Origin of the sequence: Microcella sp., assembly GCF_033763155.1 — a bacterium.
In the GTDB taxonomy this organism is placed as follows: Bacteria; Actinomycetota; Actinomycetes; order Actinomycetales; family Microbacteriaceae; genus Microcella.
Map to the genome: position 1 here is coordinate 1 of NZ_JANRKZ010000129.1, position 2,393 is coordinate 2,393.

Sequence of the window (2,393 nt, forward strand, 5' to 3'; positions counted from 1 at the left end):
GGTCAGGTGCCTTCCGTTTCGTGCATCAGTCGGCGCACCTCGATGGTCGAGTTCTTGCCCTCGATGAACTGGCCCGCGATCTCGACCGCGCGCTCGTGGCTCGCGACATCGACGATGTAGTAGCCGCCGACGTATTCGGTGCCTTCGGTGAAGGGGCCGCGCATGGCGACGGGCTTGCCTTGGTAGGTGCCGATGACGGTGACGTTCTCGACGTCGAGCTCGTTCGAGTCGACGAACTCGTTCTTCTCGACGAGCTTGGCGATGATCGCGTCGTGCGAGGCATAGAGCGCGTCGCGTTCGGCGTCGACCCACTGCGCTTCAGCGGCAGCGTTGGTGTTGATGACGATCATGTAGCGCACCGGATGCACATCCTTTCGTTGAGGGTGATTACACCAGTGCGACGGAGCTGGGGGTAGAGCGCGGACACCTGCGCGGCAAAAGGTCGGCGAAAAATCCTGAACCAGATTACGTTTGCCAGCGTGCAACTAAACGCAAGAAACGCAAACGTATGCGATTATTGCATTCGGTGAAAGAGGGGATGGCAGTGACGGCAGACAATCTGGGTAGCACCACGTTCGAACCGGGCCGCCGTGAGCAGATTGGGCGGGTGCATGACTTTATGGCCGCGCACGGCTCGGCACGGCCACGCTTTGTGCTTTCTGAGCCCATCGGCGATGCCAGCGTCGAGCTGCCGGAAGAAGTGTCGCAGCTCTTAGCCCAGGTAACCGCCGCCATGCGTGACGGTCACGTCATCACCATCACACCACGAGCGAGAGTGCTCACGACAAGCCAGGCTGCCGACCTGCTGGGCGTTAGCCGCCCCACAGTGATCAAGTTTCTCGATGAAGGCCGCATCCCATTCACCAAGGTCAACTCCCATCGGCGAATCTCGTTGCTCGACGTTCTCGAGTTTCAGAAGATGCGTCGCGACGAGCAGTACGCGGCGCTCGAAGCGATGCGCGTCGATGCTGACGTCGATGCGCCGATCGACGACGTGCTTGCTGGTCTGCGTGAGGCGCGACAGATCGTGGGAGAAAAGCGGAGGGCTCGGGCCGCACTCTGACATCCTCTGCGGATGCCCGTCGCGCTTCTCGATACCAGCGTGCTGTGGCCAAGCGTGCAGCGCGACTTCTTGCTGTCGTTGCACATCCAGGGTGCATACCGAGCTGTGTGGAGCGAGGCGATTCTTGAAGAACTCGAGTACCACGAGGCACTCAAGCTCAAGAAACGCGCTGTCGACGAACAAGAAGCGGAACAACGTGCCCACGCACTTATTGCACAGATGCGTGAGCACTTCTCCGACTCGACCGTTCACGGTTGGGAAGGTCTCGAGGGAACGTTTGGCTTGCCTGACTCCGACGACGAGCACGTCGTCGCGGCGGCCGTAGTTGGCGGCGCCGAAGTGATCGTCACCGAGAATCGGAAGCACTTTCCTGCGGAGCTAATGCCAACCGGGATCGAAGTTCTCGGGGCTGCAGAGTTCGCCCGCAACACCGTCGATCTCAGCCCACGTGGGGCCATCGCCGCAGTCGATGAGATCGTGGCCCGATCGGGGCGGTTGGGGCCACAGTTGACGCGCGACGGAGTGCTCGCGGTGCTCGAGGGTCGATACGGGATGGTCGAGGCTGTTCGTACGATGCAGGAGCATCTCGGCTCATAGCGCTGCTCGCGGCGCCGGGGCCCACCTGCTCGCAGGTCCGTGTCGCACTCCCGCGCAAATGGAAAAGAGGGAGCCGTTGGCTCCCTCTTTTTCATTTGGTCGGGCTGACAGGATTTGAACCTGCGACCCCTTGACCCCCAGTCAAGTGCGCTACCAAGCTGCGCCACAGCCCGTGGCCGTGCCCCTGGGCACGAAGAGAGAGTCTAGCGCGAAAGGCGGGGTGGGTCGTGCACGGGCGAGGTGCGGCTGGGCATCCGTCGATCAGGGGGTTGGCAGGCGCTCAACGTGATTATTCTGGGCGCGTGGAGAACGACGACACGAGCCCTGAGGCGACAGAACCGAACGACGCGCAGGAAGCGCAGGGCAACGCCGCCGCGCGCGGGGCATGGATGGCTACGGGAATCACTTTCTTCTCCGTAGGCGTGGTGTTCACGGTCGTGATGCCCGACAACATCGCGCTGGGTATCACGTTCTTAGGTCTCGGCGTGGTGTTCTTCTCGCTCGCCGGCACGACCAAAGCGAAGTAGCTACTGCGGCGACGCCGCGAGCAGGGTGGCGAGCGCTCCCCCGTCGTGCGCCGCGAGCACTCTCAACCCGGGCCGCTGCACCTGCAGGTCGGCGATGACGCGGGCCGTCGCGAGCTGCGCGGCACGGTCTCCGACGTCGGGCACGATGCCGAAAGCCAGCAAGGCGGGGTCGTAGGTGACGTCGCCGACGAGCAGCAGGGGTGCAG

The 2,393-nt window shown here is 63.0% G+C and carries 5 protein-coding genes and 1 tRNA gene; 3 read left to right on the forward strand and 3 right to left on the reverse strand.

Annotated features, from left to right (window positions below; translation table 11 throughout):
- Positions 1 to 2: 2 nt before the first annotated feature.
- Positions 3 to 350 (reverse strand): YciI family protein, encoded by a 348-nt coding sequence (locus SFU54_RS05555; RefSeq protein ID WP_319015307.1) that lies wholly within the window; start codon positions 348 to 350, stop codon positions 3 to 5.
- 194 nt (positions 351 to 544) lie between these two features.
- Between SFU54_RS05555 and SFU54_RS05560 the strand changes: the two genes are divergently transcribed.
- Both SFU54_RS05560 and SFU54_RS05565 read left to right on the forward strand, forming a co-directional pair.
- Positions 545 to 1,063 (forward strand): helix-turn-helix domain-containing protein, encoded by a 519-nt coding sequence (locus SFU54_RS05560; protein ID WP_319015303.1) that lies wholly within the window; start codon positions 545 to 547, stop codon positions 1,061 to 1,063.
- 12 nt (positions 1,064 to 1,075) lie between these two features.
- Positions 1,076 to 1,660: a PIN domain-containing protein gene (locus SFU54_RS05565; protein WP_319015304.1), complete on the forward strand. Its 585-nt coding sequence runs from the start codon at positions 1,076 to 1,078 to the stop codon at positions 1,658 to 1,660.
- Positions 1,661 to 1,756: 96 nt separating this feature from the next.
- Here SFU54_RS05565 and SFU54_RS05570 read toward each other — a convergent pair.
- Positions 1,757 to 1,833 (reverse strand) — tRNA-Pro (locus SFU54_RS05570).
- Positions 1,834 to 1,962: 129 nt separating this feature from the next.
- Between SFU54_RS05570 and SFU54_RS05575 the strand changes: the two genes are divergently transcribed.
- Positions 1,963 to 2,187 (forward strand): hypothetical protein, encoded by a 225-nt coding sequence (locus SFU54_RS05575; protein ID WP_319015305.1) that lies wholly within the window; start codon positions 1,963 to 1,965, stop codon positions 2,185 to 2,187.
- Here the strand turns inward: SFU54_RS05575 and SFU54_RS05580 are convergent.
- Positions 2,188 to 2,393 (reverse strand): hypothetical protein (locus SFU54_RS05580; RefSeq protein WP_319015306.1); only part of this gene is annotated, 206 nt, incomplete at its 5' end. It lies immediately after the preceding gene.